Consider the following 8,183-nt stretch of genomic DNA (forward strand, 5'->3'; position numbering starts at 1 on the left):
GGACATACAAAAATCCCTCCATGATAATCAGATGAATTATAGTATTTCATCTGACAACCATAGAGGGATCATAACATGGAGTCACTTTTTTCAATCTCTCAGACTTAACTTTAACAGCGCAGCACTTTGTTAGAATTACGTCCAAATTGAACAAAATACTTTCAAAGTTACTTACTTTTTAGTAGAATAGCGGTAGTTATATTAGTAAAGGGAGCTTTCAATGAAAACCAATGTATGGAAACAAGATTCCGAGTATGTGGCGCTTGTCGCCGACTTGTTGGCCCAACCAGCTGTGCAGCATTTAGCTGATTTTACGCAGCACCATCATTCGAATCGTTTAGATCATTCTATTGCAGTTTCATATGATAGTTACTTATTGGCAAAAAAATGGCACCTCAATACTTCAGCCGTTGCACGCGCTGGATTATTGCATGACTTGTTTTATTATGATTGGCGTGAAACTAAGTTTGACTTGGGTTCACATGCTTTTATCCATCCACGGGTGGCGTTACGTAACGCCGAAAAATTAACTAAGTTAACCCCAATGGAAAAGGATATTATTCTAAAGCACATGTTTGGGGCAACCTTGGCTTTGCCAAAGTATCGTGAAAGTTTGTTAGTCTCTTTAGTCGATGATTATGAAGCAGAACATGAATTTTTTGGACCATTACGTACTAAGGTGGCCAAGCAATTAGATCGGCTCCGCGGAAAAGTTTCCGCCGGTTAGACCGACAGCAGGATTATTGGAGGTCATGCAAATGTCAGAAATGATGCTAGATACGGTTGAAGATGCAACCGCTGAATCCGAATTTGAACTGTGTCCCAAATTTGAAAAAACATTTTCGATTTTAGGCAAGAAGTGGAATGGCCTAATTATTGATGTGTTACTCGAAGATGGCCCGCAACGGTTTAAGAATTTAGCCCGCCGCATTCCAAAGTGCAGTGACCGGGTTTTAGTGGTGCGTCTTAAAGAACTGGAAGCAAATGGCATTGTGAGTCGCGTGACCTATTGTGATTCCGCTTTGATTGAATACCAGCTGACGGAAAAGGGTGCCGACTTAAAACAAGTCATGTCAACAGTCCATAATTGGTCTGATAAGTGGTATAGTCCCGCAGAATCTTGCTAATAAGGCTTGACGCTGTGAACAGTTTGCCATAGACTTGCATAGTAGCTAAGAAATAGCCTTGATGAGAAATAGTAATTAGCCAGCCCGTCATAGGGAAGAGTGTCATCGATTGTAAGCACTCCGGCGTTAAAGCTAATGAATTCACTCTCTGAGCTGAAATTGGACAGTTAATTAAGACAAAAAACAATTTCCGGTGCCCGACCGTTATTCGGTGAAAAGTGCGTGTCAACTTAGGTTACTAAGTGTCACGAACAAGGGTGGTACCGCGATGACCTCGTCCCTTTTAGGATGAGGTCTTTTTTGTGTCTAAAGGTGAGAAAAATTGGAGGGAACCATATGAGTTTACAAGATCGGTTAACCGAGTTACGAGATCAAGGCTTGGCGGATATTAAGTCTGCCGATGTTTTGAAAAAAGTTAATGATGTTAAAGTTGACTTGCTTGGTAAGAAGGGTCCTATTACCGAAGTTTTACGGGGCATGCGTGATTTAACACCAGAAGAGCGTCCTAAAGTGGGGGCTTACGCTAATGAAGTGCGTGACAAGTTACAATCAGCCATTGATCACCGCCGCGAGGAGCTAGAATTAGCCGCTCAAAACAAACAGTTGGTTGCCGAAAAAATTGACGTCACGTTGCCAGGACGTCAAGTCCCTCAAGGCCAACCGCACGTGATTACCCAAATTATTACTGAACTTGAAGATTTATTTATGGGGATGGGTTATCAAATCGTTGATGGGGATGAAGTTGAAGAAGATTATTACAACTTTGAACGCCTGAATTTACCTAAGGATCATCCTGCCCGCGATATGCAAGATACGTTCTATATCACTAAAGAAGTCTTATTGCGGACACAAACGTCGGCTGACCAACCACGGTCACTGGAAAATCATGATTTTTCTAAAGGCCCATTAAAAGTTTTATCGCCAGGACGCGTTTATCGGCGTGACACGGATGATGCGACTCATTCACATCAATTCCATCAAATTGAAGGCTTAGTCGTGGATAAGCATATCACGATGGCCGATTTAAAAGGCACCTTAACGTTAGTTGCCAACGAATTATTCGGGGATCAATTTGAAGTTCGCTTACGACCAAGCTACTTCCCATTTACGGAACCTTCCGTTGAAGCCGACGTCACTTGCTTTAACTGTGATGGTAAAGGCTGTGCTGTCTGCAAACAGACTGGTTGGATTGAAGTCTTAGGCGCTGGGATGGTTCATCCGCGCGTCTTAGAAATGTCTGGGATTGATCCCGAAGTCTACGGGGGCTTTGCATTTGGCTTAGGCCCTGATCGCTTCGCAATGTTGAAATACGGTGTTGATGATATCCGAAACTTCTACTTGAATGATGTTCGGTTCTTGTCACAGTTTTACAAGAAAGGTTAGGCTGGCCAAATGAGAATTTCTTATGCATGGTTACGTGATTATTTAAAGCTGGACATTCCAGCCGATGAATTAGCAGAAAAGATTGAACGGACAGCCGTTGAAGTTGACGGGGTGATTCGTCCAAGTGACGGGTTGAAAAAAGTTGTCGTTGGGGATGTGCTCGAATGCGTGCCCCATCCTGACTCAGATCATTTGCACATTTGCCAAGTCGACGTTGGCGAAGCTGACCCAATTCAAATCGTTTGTGGTGCACCGAACGTCGCTGCGGGTGAAAAAGTCATTGTCGCTTTACCGAATTCTTGGATCGGTGGTCATACTAAAATTAAACGCAGCAAGATGCGGGGCGTAGTTTCCAACGGGATGCTATGTGCTTTAGATGAACTTGGCTTTGATGAAAAATTAGTGCCAAAAGAAGTGGCCGATGGGATTTTTATTTTACCAGCGGATGCTAAACCAGGCGAACCAGTCTTTTCATATATCGGGATGGACGATGAAATTATTGATATGTCGGTCACACCAAACCGTGGGGATATGTTAAGCATGAATGGGACGGCGCATGAATTAGCTGCCATTTATGATCAAAAACCAACGATGCCAACGGTTGAATTACATGAAGATGCGACCGAATTGGCTGATGATCAACTCAGTGTAACGGTTCAAGCTGATGAGCAGGCGGTGCCAATGTACAAGATGCGCCTGATCAAAAATGTGACGATCAAGCCAAGTCCATTGTGGCTACAAATTCGGATTTGGAATGCCGGGATGCGCCCAATCAATAATGTGGTCGATGCCACGAACTACATCTTGATGCAATATGGTCAACCGTTACATGCATTCAACTTTGACAGTTTAACGGCTGGTCAGGTGAATGTGCGCTTTGCTAAGGCTGGCGAGCAATTAACCACCTTAGATGGTGAAAAGCGTGACTTAGCTGAAACTGACTTAGTGATCTGTAGCGATGACCGGCCAATCTGTTTAGCTGGAACGATGGGTGGCTTGGATAGTGAAGTGACGGATAAGACGACTGCGATTGCCCTGGAAGGCGCAATTTTTGATGCCGTTAAGATTCGGAAAACGGCACATAACCATAACTTGCACAGCGAAGCGTCAATGCGTTATGAACGTGGCATTGATCACAGCGCCACCGAAACAGCCTTGGATGCCGCTGCGGCACTAATTGCTGAACTCAGTGATGGTACCGTCGCAACAGGTGTCGTGGTTGGTCGTGATGAAGATGTTCAACCAGCTGTTGTCAAGATTAGTTTGAGTCGACTCAACCATGTGCTTGGGACTGAGTTGTCATTGGACACCGTCGCAGACATTTTCCGTCGCTTAGACTTTCCAACGACGATTGACGGTGAGACGTATACTGTAACCGTGCCTGCCCGACGTTGGGATATTCATATTCCGGCTGATTTGATTGAAGAAGTGGCCCGGTTGTATGGTTATGATAATTTGCCATCAACCTTGCCAACTGGTCAACCAACTATCGGTAAATTGAATGAAACGCAACAAATCATTCGCGATTCTCGTAAGTTAATGGAAAGTGCTGGTTTAACGCAAGCAATTAGCTATTCATTGACGACAGAAGCGAAAGCAAAATCGTTTGCGCTGCACGCTAGCGAAGTGACTAAGTTAGATTTCCCAATGAGTTCAGAACGATCTGCTTTGCGTTTGAATCTGATCTCTGGCTTATTAGATGATTTAGCTTACAACAATGCCCGTAAAGAACACGATGTGGCCTTGTATGAGGAGGGCCGCGTCTTCTTCAGTCAGCCAGAACAAGTTCGTCCGAAAGAAGTTGAACACATCGCGGGGGCAATTACTGGCTCGATGGTTCAAACGGCTTGGGACACTGAAGCGACACCCGTTGATTTCTATCAAATTAAAGGGATCGTGGCTGGTTATTTGAAGAGCTTGGCCTTGGCCGCGCCTGTTAGTTACGCAACCAGCACAACCCATCCAGAAATGCATCCGGGTCGGACTGCCGATATTTATGTGGGCGACGACTTGGTGGGCTTTGTCGGTGAAATTCATCCGGCAACCGCTAAAGCTTATAAAGTCCGTGAAACTTATGTCTTCGAACTTGATTTAGATGCGTTGATTGCACAGCCAAAGGAACATCAACAATATCAACCAATTTCGAAGTTCCCAAGTATTACGCGGGATGTTGCGATGTTAATTGATAATCAAGTCACTAATGCCGCGATTGTTAAGCTCATTACGGACAAGGGTGGGGCGCATTTACAAAAAGTTCAACTCTTTGACGTTTACAATGGCAAGCATGTGCCGGCTGGTAAGAAGTCATTGGCGTATACTTTGACCTATCAAGATCAAAACGGTACTTTGGTTGATGATGAAATCACTAAAGCCTTCGAAAAAGTTTTAACGGCACTGACGGATACGTTGGGTGCTGAGATTCGTTAACACACGAACGCTGATATGGGTTTATTAACGACAATTTTGACACCTGCCACCTTTAGAAAATAACTAAAGGTTGAAAGGCCCAAATTGCTAATAATTACTGCCATGTCAATGATTAGGGCATGGAAATTAGTTGACAGTGCCGCTTCCAGTCGCCACTGATAACATGCGGTCGTGGGACCGGATCAAGCCTGAAAAACGTCTTGTCCCTCGCGACCAATGCCATCAGCGGCGACTTCCAGCTAGTTTACGTGTTCTTAGGCTAGGGTTTAGCGGAAGCAGGCAGAATCGTTGTGCTGTGTCGGTAAGATTGGCCGGCGTTTTTAGCCGCCTAATCTTACAGGGCGATTCAAAGACGCGGTCTGTCGGCTTTGAATCGAAGTTCCAGACCGCACCGTGGCTGGGACAGTCCCACCATAGCACAGCGATTCTGCCTGCCGGAGCGGGATCACCGCTAATTTGGACGTACCAGTTGCCTATATGACAGTGTTTACGAGTCCTTTTGTCCTTACAACCTTTAGAAAATAAGTTCAAATGACCATCTTAGCACTGTGAACACAGTTGTTAAGGTGGTTTTTTGGTGTTCTGGAACCGATTTAGCGCTGTTGATTGAAAATTATTGTAAAAAAGGCTAAAAGTCTTTCAGAAATCGTGCAAAGATAGCGCTAGTTTTGTATAATTGATAAGATTAATCAATAGATGGAGGGGCGAATTTTGAATAACGATCAAAATAATCAGGATCAACAAGACCACGGCTCAACCGAACAACCAAATCGGGTAGCCCAGAAACAGCGGAAGTCTTTTTCTAAGCGCGTCATTGGTGGCGTGATTGGAATTTTGGTAGCATTGATCGTCATTATCGGTTTTCTCGGTTATCGCTACTTTGATAACGCCACGCAACCGTTGAATAAGAATAATCAGCAAGTTGTCCAAGTTGAGATTCCATTCGGCGCAAATGGCAAGAAGATTGCTGATATTTTGCAATCTAAGAAAGTCATCAAGAGCGGGTTCGTGTTTGAGTATTGGACCAAGGCGCATAATTTGTCTAATTTCCATGCCGGCTATTATCAATTGAAGCCGTCCATGTCGGTTTCACAGATTGCAAAGACCTTGAACAAGGGCGGTTCTTCGGAACCAATCCAGAGCTCAACCGGACGGGTGCTGATCGTTGAAGGTAGTCAGATCAAGACCATCGCACAGACGGTTCAGAAACAAACCGACTTCACCTCACAAGAATTTTTGGCCTTGATGAAAGATGAAACCTTTATCAAGTCTTTGGCGAAGAAGTATCCTGACCTACTTGGTTCTGCCATGCAAGCCAAAAACGTGCGTTACCGCTTGGAAGGGTACTTATTCCCAGCAACGTACACTGCAGATAAGAAAACAACTTTGAAGCAGTTAGTGACACAAATGGTTGCCAAGACTGATGAAGAGATGCAGCCTTACTACAAAGAAATCAAGACGCAAAAGATGTCTGTTCAAGAAGTCATGACCTTGGCTTCCCTAGTGGAACGTGAAGGGAGCACTACCAAGGATCGGCATTTGATTGCTGGGGTCTTCTTAAACCGGTTAGATTCAAAATGGCGCTTAGACTCTGATATTTCAGTATTTTATGCCATCAATTCAACGAAATCGACATTAACGGCCAAAGACTTACAATCGAAATCACCATATAACTTACGATTGCATCTTGGTTATGGCCCTGGGCCGTTCAATAGTCCCGGTCTGATTTCGATCAAGTCGGTGCTTAATCCGACTGATCGTAGCAAGGATTATATGTACTTTGTGGCTGATTTGAAGACAGGTAAGGTCTATTACGCGAAGGATGCAGCTGGCCACGCAGCGAACATCAAGAAGGTTGCCAAGCATAATGGGACTGATGAAAACGGACAATGAGGTTGAAGACAAACATGAGTGAAACAAAGCATCGGCGTCCAATTGTGATTGGCGTGACGGGTGGTTCCGGTAGTGGGAAGACGACGGTTAGCAAGGCCATCTACAACCAGTTATCTGGACAATCCTTATTAATTTTGCAGCAAGATTCTTATTACAATGATCAGAGCGAAATGACAATGGCCGAACGGCGGGCAGTTAATTACGACCACCCATTGGCCTTTGACACCGAGCTCATGATCAAACAAATTAAACAATTGATTAATTATGAGCCAATCGAGAAACCGGTCTATGATTATGAACAATCCACGCGGAGTGCGAAGACGATTCATCAAGAACCGCGTGATGTCATTATTGTTGAAGGCGTGTTGATTTTAGATGATCAACGGATGCGTGACTTGATGGATATCAAAGTGTTTGTGGATACTGATGATGATATTCGAATCATTCGTCGGATTCAACGGGATATCAAGGAACGTGGTCGAACCCTGGACTGGGTGATTGAACAGTATTTGGCAACCGTCAAACCAATGTATCATCAGTTTGTGGAACCAACCAAGCGTTATGCCGATATTATCGTGCCAGAAGGTGGCGAAAATGAAGTTGCCATCGACTTGTTAACGACGAAGGTTCGGTCAATTTTATAAATTTAAACACTTAACAGCCTATTTTTCGGATTTGACAGTTTACAATTAAAATCCGGCATGGTAGGCTGTTCTCTGTTAACTTATTTAAAAATCGAGGAGTGGAAACAGTGGCAGAAGATAAAACCTATCCAATGACGGAAGAGGGTAAAGTTAAGCTTGAACATGAACTTGAAGATTTGAAGCTTAACCAACGTCCAGAAATCATTAATCGGATTAAAATTGCACGGAGTTACGGAGATTTGTCCGAAAACTCTGAATATGAATCAGCTAAAAATGAACAAAGTTTATTAGAAAATCGAATCAAGACGGTCGAAAATATGCTTCAGTATGCTGAAATTATCGACAGCGAAAAAATTGATGTGACTGAAGTTTCAGTTGGTAAGATTGTGACCTTCAAAGAATTGCCAGATGAAGAAGCTGAAAGTTATACGATTGTTGGTGCAGCGGAAGCAGATCCCATGGAAGGTAAAATTTCTAACGATTCACCAATCGCCAAGGGCTTAATTGGCCATCATGTTGATGAAGAAGTTAAGATTGATATCCCAGCAGGTTCGATGAAAGTTAAAATCTTAAAAGTTGAAAATGCGTAATTAAGTAAAAAGAAAAGGCACTACCAATGGCTTACTTGGGTTGGGCTATACTCCTACTTAGGTAGACAAGCAAATAATTAAAGCTTGTTTACTTAGGGAGGAGTTTTTAGTATGGGCCG

At 43.7% G+C, this 8,183-nt stretch carries 7 protein-coding genes and 1 other annotated feature; all 7 genes read left to right on the forward strand.

Annotation, left to right across the window (positions count from 1 at the left end; all coding sequences use genetic code 11):
- Window positions 1-220 precede the first annotated feature (220 nt).
- On the forward strand, window positions 221-727 hold the full coding sequence (locus FFM74_RS13155; RefSeq protein ID WP_137627087.1) for an HD domain-containing protein: 507 nt from the start codon (window positions 221-223) through the stop codon (window positions 725-727).
- Between the two features lie 31 nt (window positions 728-758).
- Window positions 759-1,127, forward strand: a complete 369-nt coding sequence (locus tag FFM74_RS13160; protein ID WP_137627088.1) for a winged helix-turn-helix transcriptional regulator — start codon at window positions 759-761, stop codon at window positions 1,125-1,127.
- A 49-nt stretch (window positions 1,128-1,176) separates the two neighbouring features.
- Window positions 1,177-1,412 (forward strand) — a binding site (T-box leader).
- A gap of 51 nt (window positions 1,413-1,463) precedes the next feature.
- On the forward strand, window positions 1,464-2,510 hold the full coding sequence (gene pheS, locus FFM74_RS13165; RefSeq protein ID WP_137627089.1) for a phenylalanine--tRNA ligase subunit alpha: 1,047 nt from the start codon (window positions 1,464-1,466) through the stop codon (window positions 2,508-2,510).
- 9 nt (window positions 2,511-2,519) lie between these two features.
- The gene (pheT, locus tag FFM74_RS13170) at window positions 2,520-4,937 is read left to right on the forward strand and encodes a phenylalanine--tRNA ligase subunit beta (protein WP_137627090.1); all 2,418 of its coding nucleotides are present in this window, start codon (window positions 2,520-2,522) and stop codon (window positions 4,935-4,937) included.
- A gap of 696 nt (window positions 4,938-5,633) precedes the next feature.
- Entirely contained in the window at window positions 5,634-6,830 is a 1,197-nt protein-coding gene (mltG, locus tag FFM74_RS13175; RefSeq protein WP_137627091.1) for an endolytic transglycosylase MltG, read from the forward strand.
- 14 nt (window positions 6,831-6,844) lie between these two features.
- On the forward strand, window positions 6,845-7,474 hold the full coding sequence (gene udk, locus FFM74_RS13180; protein ID WP_137627092.1) for a uridine kinase: 630 nt from the start codon (window positions 6,845-6,847) through the stop codon (window positions 7,472-7,474).
- Window positions 7,475-7,581: 107 nt separating this feature from the next.
- Window positions 7,582-8,064, forward strand: a complete 483-nt coding sequence (gene greA, locus FFM74_RS13185) for a transcription elongation factor GreA (RefSeq protein WP_137627093.1) — start codon at window positions 7,582-7,584, stop codon at window positions 8,062-8,064.
- Window positions 8,065-8,183 lie beyond the last annotated feature (119 nt).

Source organism: Lactiplantibacillus pingfangensis, from assembly GCF_005404945.1.
Taxonomy (GTDB): Bacteria; Bacillota; Bacilli; order Lactobacillales; family Lactobacillaceae; genus Lactiplantibacillus; species Lactiplantibacillus pingfangensis.